The following is a 17,730-nucleotide window of genomic DNA, read 5'->3' as shown; positions in this document are numbered from 1 at the left end:
CAGCGGCGAGGACCGTACCGGCCGCCTGCCGAGTGCGCCGACGCGCGACCACCGTACGGGGCGGGATGCCCGTGACGGTGCGGAACGGCTGAATCGTGACGCACCGGTCAGCGGCGCAGCGCCCCGGCCGCCGTCGCCGTCACCGCCTCGGCCAGGGCCGCCAGCGCGGGGGAGTCGAGCTTCCACTGCTGCCAGTACAGCGTGACGTCCATCCAGGCGCCGGGCGCGAGCAGGGCCAACCGCCCGTCGGCCAGCAGTGGTTCCGCCTGGACCTCCGGCACCATGCCCCAGCCGAGCCCCGCCGCGACGGCGTCCAGGAAACCCTCGGAGGTGGGCACATGGTGCCGCAGCCGGCTCGCCGACCCACGGCCCAGCCGGCGTACGAAGGCGTCCTGGAAGTCGTCCTTGCGGTCGAAGACCACGACGGGCGCCGCGGGCAGGGCGTCGGCGAGCGGCGGACCGGTGAGCAGGGTGTGGCTCAACTCCGGTGCGGCGACCGGCAGATAGCGCATCCGGCCGAGCGGCCGCACGGCGCAGCCCGGCACCGGATCGGGGGCGGTGGTCACCGCCGCCATCACCAAGCCCTCGCGCAGCAGGGCGGCCGTGTGGTCCTCGTCCTCCCGGTGCAGTTCGAAGCAGAGCCCCGCCGCCCGGGGCAGCGCCGGCAGGAACCAGGTCGCCAGCGAGTCCGCGTTCACCGCCACCGACACCCGCGCCGGTTCTCCGGCACCGCTCAGCCCCAGCTCGCCCCAGGCGTCCCGTTCCAGCCGGGCGAGCTGGCGCGCGTAGCGCACCAGCACCGCGCCCGACTCCGTGGGCCGCACCGGTTTGGTGCGCCGCAGCAGGACCCGGCCGGTGCGCTGTTCCAGTGCCTTCACCCGCTGACTGACCGCCGACGGCGTCACGTGCAGGGCCGCCGCGGCGGCGTCGAAGGTGCCCTCGTCCACCACGGCGAGCAGCGTCCGTACCTGGTCCAGGGGAAGTTCGGTCATCACGATCGCTAAGGTTACGTAAGAATCTTTAGCTGGGTTTGCGCCAATCGGCTACCTAGGTTCGAGCTCATGAACCACGCCCTGACCGCCGCGGCCGCCGGATTCGGCACCGGCCTCTCCCTGATCGTCGCCATCGGCGCCCAGAACGCCTTCGTCCTGCGGCAGGGGGTGCGCCGGGACGCCGTCCTCGCCGTGGTGGGCATCTGCGCCCTGTCCGACGCGCTCCTGATCGCGCTCGGCGTCGGCGGGGTCGGGGCGGTCGTGGCGGCGTGGCCGGGGGCGGTCCGTGCGGTCGGGCTGGTCGGCGGTGCCTTCCTGCTCTGCTACGGCGTCCTCGCCGCCCGCCGGGTGCTCGGGCCGGGCACGGCCGGGCTGAGCACCGAGGGGGCGGCAGCCGGTTCCCGGCGCCGGGCGGTGCTCACCTGCCTGGCGATGACCTGGCTCAACCCGCACGTCTACCTGGACACCGTGTTCCTGCTGGGCTCCCTCGCCGCCGACCGGGGCGCGCTGCGCTGGACCTTCGGGCTCGGCGCGGCGCTCGCCAGCCTGTGCTGGTTCGCCGCGCTCGGCTTCGGCGCCCGGCTGCTCGGCCGCTTCCTGGCCCGGCCGGCGGCCTGGCGGATCCTGGACGGCCTGGTCGCCGTCACCATGCTGGCGCTGGGGGCCATGCTCATGGCCGGATCCTGAACAAACCCGCGTGCACAGGTGCCGCCGAGATAGTTAGGCTCTCGAAGCGAAAAGATGTAACGAGCAACCTCCGTCGGCACCAGGACACCCAACAGGACACCCGTGGACACGAGCGAGAGCACCACCGAACCCGACTCCGTGCCGGACGCGGCGGCCCCGCCCCGGCGCGGCTGGCGCCGCTGGGCGATGGACACCCGTCCGCTGCGCATCCCCGCCTACCGGCGCCTGTGGTCGTCGACCATCGTCACCGCCGTCGGCAGCCAGCTCACCGCCGTCGCGGTGCCCAAGCAGATCTACGACATCACCCACTCCTCGGCCTGGGTCGGCTACGCGAGTCTCGCCGGCCTCGTGCCCATGGTGGCCTTCGCGCTGTGGGGCGGGGCGGTCGCCGACACCGTGGACCGCCGCAAGCTGCTGCTGGTCACCAACACCGGCATCGCGGTGACCTCGCTGCTGTTCTGGGCGCAGGCCGTCACCGGGCTGGACTCGGTCGTCGTACTGATGGTGCTGCTCGCTCTCCAGCAGGCGTTCTTCGGGATCAACGCGCCCGCCCGCAACGCCTCCATCGCCCGGCTGGTCCCGGCCGAGCAGCTGCCGGCCGCGGGCGCGCTCGGTACCACGGTGATGCAGACCGGCCTGGTGGCGGGTCCGCTGCTCGCGGGTGTGCTCATCCCGGTGATCGGGCTGCCCGAGCTGTACCTGATCGACGCGCTGGCGCTGTGCGTCACCGTGTGGGCCGTCTTCCGGCTGCCCGCGCTCGCACCGCTGGGCGAGGCCGCCGCCCGCCGGGCCGGGGTGCGCGAGATAGCCGCCGGGTTCCAGTACATGTCCCGGCACAAGGTGCTGCTGCTGTCCTTCCTCGCCGACATCGTCGCCATGGTGTTCGGCATGCCCCGGGCCCTGTTCCCGCAGCTGGCCGCGCAGACGTACCACTCCTACGGCGAGGGACTCGCGCTCGGCGTGCTGTTCGCCGGCATCCCGGTCGGCGCGGTCCTCGGCGGCCTGTTCTCCGGGGTGTTCTCGCGGGCCCGGTGGCACGGCTGGATGGTCATCGGGGCGGTCGTCGGCTGGGGTGTGGCCGTCGCCGGGTTCGGGCTGAGCGGCAACCTCTGGGTGGCGATGGCCTTCCTCGCCGCGGCCGGTGTCGCCGACATGGTCTCGATGGTGTTCCGCGGCGCGATCCTGCTGTCGGCGGCGACCGACGAGATGCGCGGCCGGATGCAGGGCGTGTTCACGGTGGTCGTCGCGGGCGGGCCGCGGCTGGCCGACGTGCTGCACGGCACGGCCGGCTCGGCGTTCGGCCCGCGTGCCGCCGTGGCCGGCGGCGGGGGCCTGGTCGTCGTGGTGATGCTGGCCCTGGCCGCGGCCGTCCCGGCGCTGCGCCGGTACCGGATCTGAGCTACATCAGGCCGGTGCGGCGCCGGATGGCGTACTGGTCCATCAGCTTGCCGCGGGTCGTCTCCAGCCGGTGGGCGAGGATCTCGGCCACCGTCCGCACCAGGGAGAGCCCGAGCAGCGGATCCTCCACGGACAGTGCGAGCACCGAGGGCCCGTCGAACTCGTAGGCACGTACGTTGCTGAAGGCCACCGCGCCGAAGTCCCACTGGTACGGCGGGAACAGCCAGGACCAGCCCAGCATGTCGCCCGCGCCGAGCGTGGCGACCGTGACCCGCTGCCGGGAGGTCACCTGCTGGTCCAGGTGGACAGCGCCCGACCGGATCACCCAGAACCGGTCGGCGGTGCCGCCCGCCTCGAAGATGCGGGTGTCCTCCGGGAACGAGATCTCCTTGGCCAGTTCCATCAGGCGCTCGCGCTGCGCCTGGGGCAGTGCGGTCAGCAGTTTTATCGCTTTGGTCATGGCGCGGGGCTCCTCGCACGGAGGCGGTTCGGATGCTTTCCCTAAGCCCATTTCAGCCGCTGCCGCCGTCCCGGGCACCTCGACGGACGCGGCTTTCTCGCGGTCTTCCCGGTGGCCGCCCGTTTCCGGGCAGTAAGAAGCCCTGGCTGGACGGGGGAAGCCAGCCAGGGCCGTATGCGGTGACGCGGGGAGGGAGGAAGGACGGTTCCGGTCCGCTCCGGCATCACGTATGCATGAACGATAAACCATCTGGTTGCTGTTCGGACAACGGGAAGCAGGTCAGGTGACCTGTTTCACGCCGTCCGCCGTCATCGGCGGCCTGCCCGGACTGATGATCTCCTCCAGCACCCGCTGCACGGCCTCGAACGCCCGCGCCCGGACCGCCGCCTCCCGCGCGCCGTCCGGGTCCGTCGCCGTCAGCTGCTGCGCGCGCTCCCGCCAGCTCCGCTCCTCCGCGGCCGCCCGCTCCCGGCCGCGCCGGATGCGCCGCAACAACTCGTCCGCGTCCACGACATCGGTCATACCGGCCGGGTACCCGTCCGATCCGCGTTGATGGCACCGCCGAGCGTGTTTGACGGCGCCGACAGGGGTCAGCCGGAAAGGGAGAGCCAAGCAATCCGGGCACCGTTCAGGGAGGAAGGGATGCTCGACAAGCACCGGACCAACTCCTCCGCGACCCTGCGGGAACCGTGCCGCCGGCTGCCGTGCCGGCCGGCCGACGCCCGCAGAACGGTGCAGCGAGTGGTGGCCGAGCGCTGCCGGGCCTGTGCCCTGTGCTGCGGAACCGAGGCCATGGAGGACGCCCTGCTGGTCGCCTCGGAACTCACCACCAACGCCATCCTGCACGGCGGCGGCATCACCGGCTTCGACGTGGACGTCGACTCCGGTGGAGTACGGGTGTCCGTCAGCGACCGCAGCGACGAGCTGCCCGTGGCCGCCGGGCCCGTCGACGCACGCGGCCACGCCCGGCCCGGCGGCCGCGGCTGGCCCATCGTGTGCCGGCTCGCCCGGGACGTGCGGGTGGCGGAGCTGCCCTGCGGGGGCAAGCGCATCACGGCCGTCGTGCCGCTGCGCTGATCCGTGCGGAAGTTCTGCCCGCACGGTGTTTGCTGCGGGTGGGCGGGGGCAGGCGGAATCTCGTGCTTCGGACCGGAGGCGCGCGCCCAGCGGGATCAGTACGACTGCCTGGGTCCCCCCTCCCCGGCGGACCAGGCCGCTGACTCGCGGCGAACCCTGACACCACCGTTCGGGCCAGGCCACGGAACCTCGTTCCGGCTGTGTGCCCTGAAACCACGTTCAGGAGCGATTCCGCATGCTGACCGACATGTCGACAAGCCGTTCCGGCACGCCCACCACGACCGCCGCCGCGGCACCCGCGCGGCGGCCTCATGACGACGCCCCTGACACCGCGGAGCTGTTCGCCCGGCTGGCGGAACTGGGCGACGGCCCGGAGCGGGACGCCGCACGCGACGAACTGGTCACCGCCTGGCTGCCCATGGCCCACCGGATCGCCGGCCGCTTCCGCGACCGGGGCGAGTCCGTCGAGGATCTGCGGCAGGTGGCCGCGCTCGGGCTGGTGAAGGCGATCGACCGCTTCGACCCCTCCCGGGGAGCCTTCGAGAGTTACGCGGTGCCGACCATCACCGGCGAGGTCAAGCGGCATTTCCGGGACCGGATGTGGGCCCTCCGGGTGCCCCGCCGGGTGCAGGAACTGCGCAACCGGGTGCGGGTCGCCCGCCGGGAACTCACCCAGAACCCCGGCAGCCCCGAGCCCACCGTGGCCGCGATCGCCGCTCACACCGGCCTCAGCCAGGAGGACGTCACCGCGGGCATGGAGGCGCTGGAGAGCTTCAGCACCCTGTCCCTGGACGCCGAACTGTCCACCGGTGAGGACGGCTACAGCCTCGCCGACACCCTGGGCGCGGCCGACGCCTCGTACGATGTGGTGGTGGACCGCGAGGCCGCCAGGGAAGGGCTGCGCCGGCTGCCCGAGCGGGAGCGGGCCATCCTCTACATGCGCTTCTTCGAGGACATGACGCAGAGCCGCATCGCCGACCAGCTGGGCATCTCCCAGATGCACGTCTCCCGGCTGATCAGCCGCAGCTGCGCCCGCGTCCGTGACGAGGCCCTGGGCCACCGCGCCGGCGGGGCCGGCCCCGTATGAGCGCGCGGGGGACGGGGCGTCACCCCGTGGGCCGGGCCGCCTCGGTGGCCAGGCCCAGCGGCCGGGCCAGTCCCGCGACCGCCTCGTCCAGCCGCTGCAGATGGCGCAACACCCGGTCGGTCACACGGCCGTAGCGCGGGGTGCGCAGGGTCCCCGGCTCCAGCATCGAGGCGATGCTGGGGCCGGTCTCGATCTCCGCCGCGGCCCGAGGGTCGGTCACATGCGCGGCGATCGCCTCGATGTTGTGCACGATCCGCCCGCACGCCCCGCGCAGCCGGGGATCCGCCGCGATCGACGGATGCGTCGGCAGCAGCTCCGCCGTGGCCGCCAGCGAACGCCCGTGGTAGGCGCATGTCTCCAGCAGCGCCACGACGTACCGGGCGGTGTCCCGGCGTGAGCGCAGCGGAGTGATCGGATGCGTCAGCGGCTGGGTGGCCGCGCGCAGATCGGCCAGCGCCTGGTCCAGGTCGCGCGCCTGCTCCACCAGGCCGGCGCCCGCCCCGCCGCTCAACTGGTCGACGGCGGCCCGCGTGACCCCGGCCAGCCGGTCGAGGACGGTGACGAGGAGTTCGTTGGTACGGCGGTCGGTGTGGATCGGCAGCACCACCGCCGCGGCGATCACCCCGCAGGCCGCGCCGAGCGCCGTCTCCTCCACACGCAGCACCAGCACCGCCATGCTGTAGGTGTTCAGCAGCGTGTAGAGCAGCCCCAGCATCGCCGTCACGAAGAACGACATCAACGTGTACGACAGCGGCGCCGAGTAGAACATCGCGAAGATGAACACCAGCACCAGCGCGAAGGCCGTCCACGTGTGGTGCCCCACCAGCCCGGCGAGCCCGATACCGGCCACCACGCCGAGCACCGTGCCCAGCAGCCGTCGGTAGCCCTTCACCAGGATCTCGCCGGTCGAGGCGGTGTTGAGGAACACGATCCAGCACGTCAGCACCGCCCAGTACCAGCGCTGACCGGACAACAGCTCGCCACCGGCGATGGCCAGCGCGGAGCCGACGGCCACCTGGACCGCGGCCCGTGTCGTGGGCCGCCGCAGCCCCGCCGGCTCCGGCTCCTCCGCCTCCCGTTCCTCGCCCGCCTCGATCGCGGCGTCCTCCGCGTCCAGCTCCTCGCGCGAGCGGGTCGTCGCCGGGCTGTCGTCGGACTCGTCCTGCGGCCCGTCCAGCGCCAGCCGCAGACCCAGCGAGGCACGGGCGGCCTCGCCGAGCCCGCGGAAGACGTCCTGCACGGCCGGGGCGGCTTTGGGCAGGTTGTCCTCATCGCGGTAGCCGAGCAGCCGGTTGCGCACCTGGGCGAGCGCGGTGCCCCTCGCCTCACCGACCGGCCGCAGCATCAGCAGCCGCAGCGCCTGCAGGTCCCGGCGCAGCGCCGCCGTCGCCTCGTCCCGCACCGGCAGCTCCCCGCCGGAGGGCAGCGAGGCGCCCGGCAGATGCAGGGTGAGGGTGTCGGTCCGCTCCGCGCTGCGCGCGGTGAGCAGCAGCAGGCCGAGCCGCTCGGCTGCGATCTCGGCGTCGGCGACACGGCGCTGCAGCAGCCGGGCCCCCGCCGCGTCGGAGGTGCCGTCCTCCAGCCGCCCCTGGATCATCAGCGCGCTCTCGTGCAGCCGGGCGGTGGCGGTGCGCAGGTCCTCCAGGACCTTGTCCACGTCGTCGGGGCCGGCGTCCAGCAACTGGGCCTGGACGGCGATCAGCTGCGCGAGCCGGGCCCGGAAGGCCCGCCGCAGCCGGTCCAGGGTGCCCGCCGGGGTCTGCGGCAGCAGCAGGAACCGCGCTGCGGCGCTGCAGGCGAACGCCACACCGATGACCCCGTACAAGGCGGGCAGCGCGGAACCGGTCGCGCGCACGAACAGGGACAGGAAGTAGATCTGGAAGCCGATCAGGCCCAGCGCGGTGCCGCGGTCGCCGAAGCGGCGGCCGTAGACCGCGCAGAAGATGAGCACGACGAAGAACAGGTCCCCGGCGACGACCCGTTGGTGCAGCAGCGCGCCCAGCGACACCGAGACCAGCGCCACCGGCAGCCCGAGCGCGAGCGTGACGGCCTGCGGGCTGCGCTGCTTCTCGCGGATCGCGAAGGTCGACACCATCGCCGCCATGGCGCCGGCGACCAACTGGGGCACCGGCACCCGCAGGGCGGCCAGGACGGCGAGGGTGAGTGCGATCGCGGTGACCGTGCGCAGTCCCGCGGTGAGCCTGAGCAGCCCGGGATCGGACGCCGCGAGCCGGTCCCACATCCGTACCCGTCCCGACCGTCCCGCTGTGCTCACACCGCCGCGCTCTCTCCCGTGCCGGACATCGATCTACGGCCCAGCATCGCACGGCGGCTCCCGCTACACGCCCTCCGCCAGAGTGGCGGCCACCAGGGCGTTCGCGTGTCCGTGCCCGACACCGTGCTCGGACTTGAGCCAGCCGACCAGTTCCATGTGCTTGGTCAGCGGCGAGGAACGGATCAGCTCCTGCCACTCGGCGATCGGCCGGCCGTACTTCTTCTCGATCGAGGGGAAGTAGCTCGCCGGGCCCTTGACGGTCTTCTCGGCCATGGTGGTGTGTCCCATCCGCGTGACGTGAACTGATCACCGGTAAAGACCGCCGGTCCGCCGGAAAACGATCGGCGGCCTTGGGTGATCCGCGTCACATCAGGGGTTCTCCACCGCCGCGCCCTCCACCCGTGCCCGTACCTGTTCCGGTGTCAGATACGCGTCGGTGAACTCGAAGTCCTTCAGCCGGGCGGACTTGCGGGCCTGGAAGCCGGTGCGGACGAAATCGTCGCCCGCGAGCGAGTTCAGCAGCCAGTTGGTCATCACGCGGGTCTTGGCGACGTTGGTGCGCAGCGCCGACCAGTGGTAGCCGCGGGCCACCGCCTGGGCCAGCACCCCGCGCAGCTCGATGCCGAGCGGCTTGGAGACCGCGTCCTTGCCGCCGAGGTCGACGACGAGCCCCAGGTCCTTGTGCACATACGGCTGCATCGGCCGGCCCCGCAGCGTCGCGATGACGTTGTCGCCGACCCGCTTGCCCTGGCGCATCGCGTGCTGCGCGGTGGGCGGGCAGACCGCGTCGTCACCCTTCGCCAGATCCGGCACGGCGGCCGAGTCGCCGAGCGCGAACACCCCGTCGTGGCCCGGCAGGCACATCTCGGGGGTGACCGCCAGCCGGCCGCGGACCGTTTCCGCACCGAGGGTGGCCATCAGCGGGCTGGCGACCACACCGGCCGTCCAGATCAGCGTGTGCGTCGGCACCACGCGACCGTCGGTGAAGGTGACCTCCTCCGCCCCGGCCTTGTCGATCGACACGCCCAGTGACACGTCGATGCCGCGCCGCTTGAGGATCTCCTGCGCGCTGCGGCCCAGCTTGTCGCCCAGCTCCGGCATCAGCTTGGGCGCGATGTCGATCAGATGCCACTTGATCAGGCCGGGGTCCAGCCGCGGGTAGCGTGTGACGGCGGCATGCGTCAGCCGCTGCAGACAGGCCGCGGTCTCCGTGCCGGCGTATCCGCCGCCGACCACCACGAACTGCAGCCGCGCCGCCCGCTCGGCCGGGTCGTCGCTGGCGTCCGCGAGGTCGAGCTGCGTGATGACGTGGTCGCGGACATAGGCGGCCTCGGCGAGGGTCTTCATCCCGAAGGCGTGCTCGGTCAGCCCCGGGATGTCGAAGGTGCGGGTCACGCTGCCGGGCGCCAGCACGATGTAGTCGTACGGCTCATTGACGATCTTGTCCGTGAGGGTGCGGACGACGCAGACCTTCGCCTTCAGGTCCACCCCGATCGCACCCCCCGGCAGGATCCGGGTGCGGTACTTCCTGCTGCGGCGCAGGCTGAGGGCGATCGACTGTGGCGTGAGCACGCCGGAGGCCACCTGGGGCAGCAGGGGCAGATACAGCTGATAGGAGAACGGCGTCACCAAGGTGACGTCGGCCTCGGCCGGAGCGAGCTTCCGTTCCAGGCGGCGGACGCATGCGACGCCGGCGAAGCCTGCGCCAACCACCAGGATCCTGGGTCGTGTCACGGTGTTCATCCCTTTCTGCGGCTCCAGGCGGTTCGACTCCACGCCGTTCGCATGCCCCGGATCGGCGGTGCGCAGCACCTTCGATCCCACCGTGGCCCGAGCCGTTCCGCCAGCTGGACGCGGCAGGCAGACGAACGCGTGGGCACCAGCATGCCCCCGCTACGCGTGGAGTAACCGGTTGTCGCACATATACACGTCGTACACGTGACGCCGTCACCAGGGCAGGAAGACGTGGATGTCCTTGCCCTCGTCGTGGACGACGACGCTGACCTGCGTGCACAGCGTGTGCACCAGGTGCCAGCCGATGCCGCCGCCACCCGTGCGCGGGTGGAAGGGCCGCGGCTCCGGCTTGGTCGTGCTCGTGTCGCGCATCGTCACGTGCACGCCGTCGAACGTGCGGCGCATCCGCAGCCCGAACGGACCGGGGGCGTACTGGATCACGTTGGCGGCCAGTTCCGTCACCACCAGCAGGATGTCGTCCCAGTACTCGTGCGCGGCCGGCGGTGACTGCGCGGCGAGCGCGCCCAAGAACCCCTCCGCGGCCAGCCGCGCCTCCGTGACGTTGCGCAGCTCACCCGCGAAGGAGAAGGTGCGCTCGTACCTGTCCTCCGCGGACGGTGTGTCGTCCCAACGCGGCTCCGTCGCCATCTCGCATTCCCCGGTCCCGGCAGGTCAGGGACCCGTGGCGGGGCCCCTGGACCGGGACGGTCGTAGGTGCCCGTCCCATTCCTTGCTTGCGGGTTCCCGTCCCCGCCCGGCCTATCCGTCCGCACCGCCCGCGGCCCGCACGCTGCGCCCCCTCGGCACGCTGCACCCCCTCAGCGGAAGACGTCGTCCGGCTCGTCCCAGTCCGCCGCCTCCAGCGGACCGCGCGCCGCCCGGGACCGCGCCTGGTACATCGCGTCGATCTCGGCGGCATAGCGCCGCACGATCGCGTCCCGGCGCAGCTTCAACGACGGCGTGAGCAGTCCGTTGTCCGCGGCGAACGGCTCCTGCAGGACACGGTAGACCCTGATGGACTCCGCGCGGGACACCGCGGTGTTCGCCGAGGCGACGGCCCGCGCGATCTCCTCCCGCAGCGCGTTCTCCTCGCGGGTCTCCCGGCCCGGACTGTCCCCCTGCAGCGCCAGGGCGGCCCGCCAGTGCGCGAGGAACTCGGGGTCCAGGGTGATCAGGGCGCCGACGCAGGGCCGGTCGTCGCCGATCACGACCGCCTGGTGGACGAGCGGGTGCATACGCAGCCGCTGCTCCAGCGGGGCCGGGGCGACGCTCTTGCCGCCGCTGGTGACGATGACGTCCTTCTTGCGGCCGGTGATCGTCAGATAGCCTTCGGAGTCCAGCCGCCCGATGTCCCCGGTGGCCAGCCAGCCGCCGCGCAGCGCGCTCCGCGTCGCCGCCTCGTCGCCGACATAGCCCTGGAACACGGACGGCCCGCGCACCAGGATCTCGCCGTCGTCGGCCACCTGGACCTCGGTGCCCGGCAACGGCCGGCCCACCGTCCCGGACTTCTCCCGGCCGAGCGGCTGCATGGTGATCCCGCCGGAGGCCTCGGTGAGGCCGTACCCGTCGTGGACGAACACGCCGATGCCCGCGTAGAAGAGGGTGAGTTCACGGCTGAGCGAGGAGCCGCCGGAGGTGCCGCGCACCACGCGCCCGCCGAGCGCCGCCCGCAGTCTGCGGTACACCGTCCGCTCGTAGAGGGCGTGTTGCAGTCTGAGCTCCAGTCCGGGACCCGGGCCCCGGCCCAGCCGGTGGCGTTCCTCTGCCGCGGCGAAGTCCTGGGCCGTCTGCGCGGCCCGCTCGAACAGGGCACCCCGGCCCGCCTGCTGCGCGGTCCGAAGGACCCGCTTGTAGAGCTTCTCGAAGACCGACGGCACGCCGTACAGGTACGTCGGCCGGAACGTGCGCAGCGCCGACGCCAGCGCGGCCTCGCTCAGCTCCGGCTCGTGCCCCATCAGGGCGCCGCCGCGCATACAGGTCAGCATGATCATGATGCCGTAGACGTGCGAGAAGGGCAGGAAGGCCAGCACGGACGGCTGCTCACCCGGTGGGGCCGCGGTGTGCGCCCAGCCGGCCAGCAGGGTGTCGCACGGATAGGCGAGGCCGCGGTGGCTCAGCGCGCAGCCCTGCGGACGGCCCGTCGTACCGGAGGTGTAGACGACCGCGGCCGTGGCGTCCGGGAGCACGATCCGGCGCAGCGACTCCACGGTGGTGTAGGGCACGACCGCGCCCTGCCGCACGAGGTCGGGCAGCGCGCCCGCGTCCAGCTGCCACACATGGCGCAGCCGGGGCAGCGCGGCACACACCGTCCCGACGGTCATGACACCCTGCTCGTCCTCCACGACCACGGCCACACAGCCGGCGTCCCGCAGGATCCACTCGACCTGGTCGCGCGCGGAGGCCGGATGGATCGGTACGACCTCGGCGCCGACGGCCCACAGCGCGTGGGCGAACACGGTCCACTCGTAACGGGTGCGGGACATCACGGCCACCCGGTGGCCCGGCGAGATCCCGGCGGCGACCAGCCCCTTGGCCAGGTCGACCACCTCGTCCCGCAGCTCGACCGCCGTCACCTGCTGCCACACGGTGGCGGCGGGATCCACCCGGTGCGCGAGCACCGGCAGGGCCGGGTCGCGCTCCGCGGTGTCGAAGACGCTGTCGGCGAGGCCGCCGGTGAGCGGCGGGGTAACGGCGGGAGCGAAGGCGACGTCGCGCATGCGCTGCTCCTGGGTGTACGGAGGGTCACACCGCCGATCGGCTCTGTGTCGGCGGTGCTCGAATGTAGCCCAGCCGACCGCGTTCGGTGCCAGGAACGGAGAAGTCGTGATCGGCTGATGATGTGGCCGTGTCCTGGGGACTCGGCAGACATGAGCCATGTGAACCCCGATCCGGAACCAGAACGCACCACCGGGCTGGAACCCGGGGGCTCGGTCCCGCCCGGCGAGACCCCGCCCGCGGAGAGCAGCCTGCCCGAGGCCGGGCCCCGGGAGCCGCACGCCCGAAGCAGAGGCTGGGCGAAGGCGCCGATGACGCTGATCATCGTCCTCGTCGTCCTGGTCGCGGCGGGCTTCCTGGGCTACGCGCTGTCGCTCATCCTCTGATGCCGGGCGGAGCGCTCAGCCCTGGGTGTGCCGCACGCACTCGGTGACGACGTCCCGCAGGCTGCCGGTCCGCTCCAGCAGCCGGCGCTGCTCGCGCGCCCCGTTGCCGCGCCGCAGCAGATCCGCGACGCCCTGCTCCGCGCGCTCCGCGTCGCCGCAGCCGGTGAGGGCGTCCCCGGTGTGCTCCAGCAGCGACCGCAGCACCTGCGCGGCGGGCCCGGGCCGCATGGTCGCCGGGTGGAGCAGATCCTCCTCCAGGCCGAACCGGGCGGCCTGCCAGTCGGCGAGGCGCAGCAGGCTGACGCTGTGGCCGGGTGCCGGCAGCCCGGCCCGCCACTCCCGTGCGGCCGTCTCCACGAGCGCGCGGCTGAGCGTCGCGATCAGCGCGGCGGTGTCCGCGCTCAGGCACACGTCGGCCACCCGGATCTCCACGGTCGGATAGCGGGCGGACAGCCGTGCGTCGAAGTAGACCATCCCCTCGTCCAGCAGGGCGCCGGTGGCCACCATGTCCGCCACCCGCCGGTGGTAGCGCTCGGCCGACCCGAACAGCTCGGTCGGCCCGGCCGACGGCCAGCGGTTCCACACCCGGCTGCGATAGCTCGCGTAGCTGGTGTCCCGCCCCTGCCAGAAGGGCGAGTTGGCGCTGATCGCGCGAAGGATCGGCAGCCAGGGGCGGATCCGGTCGAGGACCGCGATGCCCTCCTCGTCGGACTCCACCGCAACATGCACATGACAGCCGCATACCAGCTGCTCCCACGTCGGTATGCCGTACCGCTCGGCGAGCCACTGGTAGCGCTCGTTCACGCTGAGGGAGGGGCTGGCCGGCAGGGGAGAGGTGGCCAGCGCGGCCACCGCGCTGCCGATCCCGCCGGCGTGCCGGGCCGCCTCCTTGCGCCAGCGCACGATCTCCTCGGCGAGGGCCGCCATGTCCGACTGAGGATGGGTGGCGAACTCCAGCATCTGCCGGAACAGCTCCTTCTCGAACACGTCCTGGCCGGGATCGTCCTGGGCGACGCGGGCGAGGACGGCCGCCGCCAGGGCCTTCGGGTCGCCGGTGTCCGGGTCGACCAGAAGGAGTTCCTCCTCCACTCCGACGGTGCGCAACGTTGGTGCCACCCTTCCGTGTCCATGCCACGAGGGGCAGTCGTGGGTCTGTACGACCCCGACTGCCCCTGGGAAGGCCGCCGACACCTCCGGCTTTCAGCGCTGCGGTGCCAGCCAGACCGTGGCGAGCGGAGGGAGGGTGAGCCTCAGGGAACCGTCCTCGGGCTTCAGCGGTTCCGCGGTGCCCACCCCGCTGCCGCCGAAGCGGACGTCGTCGGTGTTCAGCACCTCCTGCCAGGCGGGAACCCCGTCCGGGACCCACAGCCGGTAGTCCCGCCGGACGACCGGGGAGAAGTGCGACAGCGCCAGCAGCGGCGAGCCGTCGGCGGCGAAGCGCAGGAACGCGAAGACGTTGTCGTCCGCCGCGTCGCACAGCACCCACCGGAAGCCGCCCGGATCGGTGTCCCGCTGCCACAACGCCGGCGTCGCCCGGTACACGGTGTTCAGCTCCCGCACGAGATCCCGCACACCCCGGTGATCACCGGCCGAGTGGTAGTCGTCGTCGAGCAGCCACCACTCGGGGCCGTGCGCCTCGGACCACTCCGCTCCCTGGGCGAACTCATCGAGAAGGTCATCTCGTGGTGGTGGTACCTGCGGTGCACCGGCTCCTTCTGGATGTACTGCAGCGAGTCGTGCATCCAGCCCATGTTCCACTTCAGCCCGAACCCGAGCCCCCCGCTGTCCGTCGGCCGGGTCACCCCGTCCCACGCGGTGGACTCCTCGGCGATGGTGACCACGCCCGGGCAGCGCCGGTAGACGGTGGCGTTCATCTCCTGCAGGAAGGCGACCGCGTCCAGGTCCTCCCGGCCGCCGAAGACGTTCGGCTCCCACTGGCCGCTGTCACGCGAGTAGTCCAGGTAGAGCATCGAGGCGACGGCGTCCACACGCAGCCCGTCGATGTGGAACTCCTCGCACCAGTACACGGCGTTGGCCACCAGGAAGTTGCGCACCTCGGTCCGGCCGTAGTCGAACTCGTACGTCCCCCAGTCCGGGTGCTCGGCGCGCGCGGCGTTCCCGGGCTCGTAGAGCGGGTCCCCGTCGAACCGGGCCAGCGCCCAGTCGTCCTTGGGGAAGTGCGCCGGCACCCAGTCCATGATCACACCGAGGCCGGCCCGGTGCAGCGCGTCCACCAGGTACTTGAAGTCGTCCGGAGAGCCGAGGCGGGGCGTCGGCGCGTAGTAGGAGGTGACCTGGTACCCCCAGGAGCCGCTGAACGGATGCCCGGCGACCGGCATCAGCTCCACGTGCGTGAAGCCCATCTCCTTGACGTAGGCGGGCAGTTCCTCCGCTAGTCGGCGGTACGTCAGTCCCGGCCGCCAGGACGGCAGATGCACCTCGTACACGGAGAACGGCGCCTGGTGCACGGGTGTGTCGCCCCGGTGGGCCATCCACTCCGCGTCGCCCCACTCGTACCGCGACACCGCGACGACCGACGCCGTGTCGGGCGGCACCTCCGTGCGCCGCGCCATCGGGTCGGCCTTCAGGAACCGGTGGCCGTACCGCGAGGTGATCTCGAACTTGTACCGGTCGCCCTCGCCGATCCCGGGCAGGAACAGCTCCCACACCCCGGACGCGCCCAGCGACCGCATCGGGTACTGCGTGCCGTCCCAGTAGGTGAAGTCCCCGGCCACCCGCACCCCTTGGGCGTTGGGCGCCCACACGGTGAAGCGGGTGCCCGGCACGCCCTGGTGGGTCATCGGCTCGGCGCCGAGCGCCTGCCACAGCTGCTCGTGCCGGCCCTCCCGGATCAGATGCAGGTCCAGCTCACCGAGGGCGGGCAGGAAGTGGTACGGGTCGTGCACCTCCTGCTCGGCGTCGTCGTAGGCCACCAGCAGCGTGTACGACGGGATCTCCGGGTACGGCAGGACGGCCGCGAAGAGACCGTCGCCTTCCGGCCGGAGGGCGTGGCGCACCCCGTCGGCCCTGACGCTCACCGAGCGCGCGTTCGGGCGCAGCGCCCGGAACAGGACGCCGCCCGGGACCGGGTGCGCGCCCAGCAGGGCGTGCGGATCGTGGTGGGCGCCGCCGAGCAGCCGGGCGCGCTCGGTGGGGTCGAGCGCCGCGAGAGGGGGGTCGCCCGGGGCGGGAACGGCCGTGGCCGGCCTGGCGCCGGCCGGCTCGGGAAGCGCGGGGTCGCGCAGGGCCATGACGTCAGCCTCCCCACACGGCGAGCCGCTTGATCGCCGCCATCGGAACCGGCAGCCAGTCCGGCCGATGTCTCGCCTCGTACAGCACCTCGTACACCGCCCTGTCCGTCTCGTGCGCGCGCAGCAGCGCGTGCTTCTTGCGTGGATCCCAGCCGGCGCGGGCCGCGTAGCCCGCGCAGAACGCCTCGCGGCAGCGGCGCGCCCATTCGGGTCGCCAGGGGCGGCGCTGCCGGGCCGCGTAGTCGAAGGAACGCAGCATCCCCGCCACGTCCCGTACCGGGGAGTGCGGGGCGCGCCGCTCGGCGAGCGGCCGGGACGGCTCGCCCTCGAAGTCGATGACGAACCAGTCGCGGCCGGCCCGCAGCACCTGACCGAGGTGCATGTCGCCGTGGATACGCTGGGCGGGCGGCCCGGTGTCGCAGGTGGCGAGGGCCCCGAACGCGGCCCGCAGCCCCGGCACGAAGGGCCGCAGCCCCGGTACGGCGTGTGCGGCCGCGTCCAGCCGTGCGCACATCGCCTGTGCCGTACGGCCGTTCTCCCGCGGGTCGGCCGGACCGAAAGCCTCGGCCAGCGCCAGGTGCACCTCGGCCATGGCCCGGCCCAGTTCATGGGCCTCGGCGGTGAAGTCGTCGCCCGCGGCGAGCGCGCCCAGCGCCAGCGTCCAGCCGTCGGACGCGTCCGGCAGGAACGGCTGCAGCACGCCCAGCGTCGCCGGCCGCGGCGCGGTCGTACCGAACCAGGCCACCGGCGCGGGCACCCGGCTGCACCCCTGCGCGGCCAGCGCGGCCGTCACCTCCAGGTCCGGGTTGACGCCCGGCTGGATCCGGCGGAAGACCTTCAGGATGTACGCGTCGCCGTACACGATCGAGGAGTTGGACTGCTCGACGTCCAGCAGCCGCGGCGGCAGCCCCCCGGGCAGATCGGCGCCCGGGGCCGCGTCGAACCGCAGCGGACCGGCCGCGCCGGGCTGCCGCAGCCGCTCCAGCAGCAGATGGGCCGAGCGCGGATCGTGCAGCGCGTCGTACACCGCGAGCCCGGCGAACGGACCCTGTTCGGCCCGCCCGATGTACGCCCGCTCCAGCCGGGGCGCGAGGTGTTCGCGCAGGCCGAGGAGCAACTGGTAGCAGTCGCCCGGAGGGGGAGTGCCGCCCGGCGTGGGCACGGGCGCGTGCGAGGCGTGCACCAGCAGGTGCAGACACCCGGGGAACAGCTCGGTCAGGGACAACACCGTCAGATCGGTGACGGGCCGGTCCTTGCCGGCGAACCAGCGTTGCCGCGGCAGCCAGTGGCGCAGCAGCCCGCCCAGCGAGACCAGGGGCCCTTGCCCTTCGAGGCCGGCCGCGGTTCTCGGCCGTGCGGTGATGGTCTTCGGCATGACGCGTCCTTTCCTCGGCGCCGGGCGGTCAGCGACGGCGGCCGATGCGGGATGCGACTCGGGTGAGCCGGAACCAGTAGAAGCCGTGGCCTTGCAGGGTCAGCAGGTAGGGGAGTTCGCCGATGGCGGGGAAGCGGACCCCGCCGATCAGCTCGACCGGGTGCCGCCCGTCGTACGCCCTGAGGTCGAGTTCGGTGGGCTGCGCGAAGCGGGAGAAGTTGTGGACGCACAGCACCAGGTCGTCCTCGAACTCGCGCAGGAAGGCGAGCACCGCCGGGTTGGAGGACTGCAGT

16 protein-coding genes and 1 pseudogene are annotated in these 17,730 nt (G+C 72.7%); 5 read left to right on the top strand and 12 right to left on the bottom strand.

The window, feature by feature from the left end; genetic code table 11:
• Positions 1 to 107: 107 nt before the first annotated feature.
• Positions 108 to 995, bottom strand: a complete 888-nt coding sequence (locus IO33_RS0109535) for a LysR family transcriptional regulator ArgP (protein WP_031162499.1) — start codon at positions 993 to 995, stop codon at positions 108 to 110.
• A 66-nt stretch (positions 996 to 1,061) separates the two neighbouring features.
• On the opposite strand from IO33_RS0109535, the gene IO33_RS0109530 reads away from it, so the two are divergent.
• Both IO33_RS0109530 and IO33_RS0109525 read left to right on the top strand, forming a co-directional pair.
• Entirely contained in the window at positions 1,062 to 1,679 is a 618-nt protein-coding gene (locus tag IO33_RS0109530; RefSeq protein ID WP_031162496.1) for a LysE/ArgO family amino acid transporter, read from the top strand.
• Positions 1,680 to 1,781: 102 nt separating this feature from the next.
• Entirely contained in the window at positions 1,782 to 3,077 is a 1,296-nt protein-coding gene (locus IO33_RS0109525; RefSeq protein WP_031162495.1) for an MFS transporter, read from the top strand.
• A 1-nt stretch (position 3,078) separates the two neighbouring features.
• Here IO33_RS0109525 and IO33_RS0109520 read toward each other — a convergent pair whose 3' ends face one another.
• Both IO33_RS0109520 and IO33_RS0109515 read right to left on the bottom strand, forming a co-directional pair.
• A complete protein-coding gene (locus IO33_RS0109520) occupies positions 3,079 to 3,537 on the bottom strand; it encodes a cyclic nucleotide-binding domain-containing protein (protein WP_031162493.1) in 459 nt (152 codons plus the stop codon).
• A 279-nt stretch (positions 3,538 to 3,816) separates the two neighbouring features.
• Positions 3,817 to 4,059: a hypothetical protein gene (locus IO33_RS0109515; protein WP_031162491.1), complete on the bottom strand. Its 243-nt coding sequence runs from the start codon at positions 4,057 to 4,059 to the stop codon at positions 3,817 to 3,819.
• A 120-nt stretch (positions 4,060 to 4,179) separates the two neighbouring features.
• Here IO33_RS0109515 and IO33_RS0109510 point away from each other — a divergent pair, with 120 nt between their 5' ends.
• The gene (locus IO33_RS0109510; RefSeq protein ID WP_031162489.1) at positions 4,180 to 4,614 is read left to right on the top strand and encodes an ATP-binding protein; all 435 of its coding nucleotides are present in this window, start codon (positions 4,180 to 4,182) and stop codon (positions 4,612 to 4,614) included.
• Positions 4,615 to 4,849: 235 nt separating this feature from the next.
• A complete protein-coding gene (locus IO33_RS0109505) occupies positions 4,850 to 5,701 on the top strand; it encodes a SigB/SigF/SigG family RNA polymerase sigma factor (protein WP_031162487.1) in 852 nt (283 codons plus the stop codon).
• A 19-nt stretch (positions 5,702 to 5,720) separates the two neighbouring features.
• On the opposite strand, the gene IO33_RS0109500 is transcribed toward IO33_RS0109505, so the two are convergent.
• The 5 genes from IO33_RS0109500 to IO33_RS0109480 all read right to left on the bottom strand — a co-directional run bounded on the left by IO33_RS0109500 (position 5,721) and on the right by IO33_RS0109480 (position 12,427).
• Positions 5,721 to 7,943 (bottom strand): FUSC family protein, encoded by a 2,223-nt coding sequence (locus tag IO33_RS0109500; RefSeq protein WP_031162485.1) that lies wholly within the window; start codon positions 7,941 to 7,943, stop codon positions 5,721 to 5,723.
• A 96-nt stretch (positions 7,944 to 8,039) separates the two neighbouring features.
• A complete protein-coding gene (locus tag IO33_RS0109495) occupies positions 8,040 to 8,249 on the bottom strand; it encodes a DUF4287 domain-containing protein (protein WP_031162482.1) in 210 nt (69 codons plus the stop codon).
• Between the two features lie 96 nt (positions 8,250 to 8,345).
• Positions 8,346 to 9,719 carry an NAD(P)/FAD-dependent oxidoreductase gene (locus tag IO33_RS0109490; RefSeq protein ID WP_031162480.1) on the bottom strand — a complete coding sequence of 458 codons (1,374 nt, stop codon included), beginning with the start codon at positions 9,717 to 9,719 and terminating at the stop codon, positions 8,346 to 8,348.
• Positions 9,720 to 9,923: 204 nt separating this feature from the next.
• Positions 9,924 to 10,358 carry an ATP-binding protein gene (locus tag IO33_RS0109485; protein WP_031162477.1) on the bottom strand — a complete coding sequence of 145 codons (435 nt, stop codon included), beginning with the start codon at positions 10,356 to 10,358 and terminating at the stop codon, positions 9,924 to 9,926.
• 170 nt (positions 10,359 to 10,528) lie between these two features.
• A complete protein-coding gene (locus IO33_RS0109480; protein ID WP_031162475.1) occupies positions 10,529 to 12,427 on the bottom strand; it encodes an AMP-dependent synthetase/ligase in 1,899 nt (632 codons plus the stop codon).
• A gap of 150 nt (positions 12,428 to 12,577) precedes the next feature.
• On the opposite strand from IO33_RS0109480, the gene IO33_RS0109475 reads away from it, so the two are divergent.
• Positions 12,578 to 12,811: a DUF6480 family protein gene (locus IO33_RS0109475; protein WP_031162473.1), complete on the top strand. Its 234-nt coding sequence runs from the start codon at positions 12,578 to 12,580 to the stop codon at positions 12,809 to 12,811.
• Between the two features lie 15 nt (positions 12,812 to 12,826).
• Here IO33_RS0109475 and IO33_RS0109470 read toward each other — a convergent pair whose 3' ends face one another.
• From IO33_RS0109470 to IO33_RS43990, 4 genes and pseudogenes are all read right to left on the bottom strand, one after another.
• Positions 12,827 to 13,915, bottom strand: a complete 1,089-nt coding sequence (locus IO33_RS0109470; RefSeq protein WP_031162471.1) for a glutamate--cysteine ligase 2 — start codon at positions 13,913 to 13,915, stop codon at positions 12,827 to 12,829.
• A 96-nt stretch (positions 13,916 to 14,011) separates the two neighbouring features.
• Positions 14,012 to 16,062: pseudogene (gene glgB / locus IO33_RS43995) on the bottom strand (1,4-alpha-glucan branching enzyme).
• Positions 16,063 to 16,066: 4 nt separating this feature from the next.
• Entirely contained in the window at positions 16,067 to 17,437 is a 1,371-nt protein-coding gene (locus IO33_RS0109460; protein ID WP_031162469.1) for a maltokinase N-terminal cap-like domain-containing protein, read from the bottom strand.
• Positions 17,438 to 17,465: 28 nt separating this feature from the next.
• Positions 17,466 to 17,730, bottom strand: a 265-nt coding sequence (locus IO33_RS43990) for an alpha-glucosidase C-terminal domain-containing protein (protein WP_037685168.1), incomplete at its 5' end; no start/stop codon positions are given.

This window comes from Streptomyces durhamensis (assembly GCF_000725475.1).
Taxonomy (GTDB): Bacteria; Actinomycetota; Actinomycetes; order Streptomycetales; family Streptomycetaceae; genus Streptomyces; species Streptomyces filipinensis.
Note: the sequence above shows the minus strand (reverse complement) of the source record. Positions and strands in the feature narration are given on the sequence as shown.

What these genes read in the sequence shown, in the direction of transcription:
- IO33_RS0109500 (WP_031162485.1), bottom strand. Translation starts at nt 7,943, where the DNA reads ATGTGGGACCGGCTCGCGGCGTCCGATCCCGGGCTGCTCAGGCTCACC.
- IO33_RS0109460 (WP_031162469.1), bottom strand. Translation starts at nt 17,437, where the DNA reads ATGCCGAAGACCATCACCGCACGGCCGAGAACCGCGGCCGGCCTCGAA.
- IO33_RS0109480 (WP_031162475.1), bottom strand. Translation starts at nt 12,427, where the DNA reads ATGCGCGACGTCGCCTTCGCTCCCGCCGTTACCCCGCCGCTCACCGGC.
- IO33_RS0109510 (WP_031162489.1), top strand. Translation starts at nt 4,180, where the DNA reads ATGCTCGACAAGCACCGGACCAACTCCTCCGCGACCCTGCGGGAACCG.
- IO33_RS0109490 (WP_031162480.1), bottom strand. Translation starts at nt 9,719, where the DNA reads ATGAACACCGTGACACGACCCAGGATCCTGGTGGTTGGCGCAGGCTTC.
- IO33_RS0109505 (WP_031162487.1), top strand. Translation starts at nt 4,850, where the DNA reads ATGCTGACCGACATGTCGACAAGCCGTTCCGGCACGCCCACCACGACC.
- IO33_RS0109485 (WP_031162477.1), bottom strand. Translation starts at nt 10,358, where the DNA reads ATGGCGACGGAGCCGCGTTGGGACGACACACCGTCCGCGGAGGACAGG.
- IO33_RS0109520 (WP_031162493.1), bottom strand. Translation starts at nt 3,537, where the DNA reads ATGACCAAAGCGATAAAACTGCTGACCGCACTGCCCCAGGCGCAGCGC.
- IO33_RS0109495 (WP_031162482.1), bottom strand. Translation starts at nt 8,249, where the DNA reads ATGGCCGAGAAGACCGTCAAGGGCCCGGCGAGCTACTTCCCCTCGATC.
- IO33_RS0109530 (WP_031162496.1), top strand. Translation starts at nt 1,062, where the DNA reads ATGAACCACGCCCTGACCGCCGCGGCCGCCGGATTCGGCACCGGCCTC.
- IO33_RS0109515 (WP_031162491.1), bottom strand. Translation starts at nt 4,059, where the DNA reads ATGACCGATGTCGTGGACGCGGACGAGTTGTTGCGGCGCATCCGGCGC.
- IO33_RS0109475 (WP_031162473.1), top strand. Translation starts at nt 12,578, where the DNA reads ATGAGCCATGTGAACCCCGATCCGGAACCAGAACGCACCACCGGGCTG.